Origin of the sequence: Micromonospora sp. URMC 105 (assembly GCF_051386295.1) — a bacterium.
Taxonomy (GTDB): Bacteria; Actinomycetota; Actinomycetes; order Mycobacteriales; family Micromonosporaceae; genus Micromonospora.
Genome location: NZ_JBPQTL010000232.1, coordinates 1 through 381 on the forward strand (window position 1 = coordinate 1; position 381 = coordinate 381).

The 381-nt window shown below is 83.2% G+C and carries 1 pseudogene; it reads left to right on the forward strand.

Features of this window, described 5'->3' with window-relative positions:
- Nucleotides 1-381, forward strand: a pseudogene (locus ACSNN7_RS29085) (hypothetical protein); the annotation flags it as partial.

Here is a 381-nt window from a genome sequence, read left to right on the forward strand (position 1 = left end):
GACCCGCCCGTCCCGCCGCCGCGCCGCCCGAGGTGGTGCCGCCGCGTCCGCCCGCGACCGCGCCGGTCAGCCGGCAGGAGACGACGCGGGTCCTGCGGGAGGTGACCGTCGACCGGGTGGAGACTGTGCCCCGGCCCGCCGGGGCGGCGGATCCACCGTCGCCGTCTGCCGTGCCGGTCTCGCCGCCGCGGCCGGCGGCGCCCGCGCCCGCGGTCGCGGCGACCGTGGTACGGCCCGCGCCGCCCGCCTCGCCGGGGCGCCTCGCGCCGGTGACCCGGGCCGCCGTCCGGGCGCCGGAGCAGCCCACCGTGCACGTCCACATCGGCCGGATCGACGTGCGGCTCGCCCCGGGCGCGCGCTGCTCGTCCCGGGAGGGCCGTT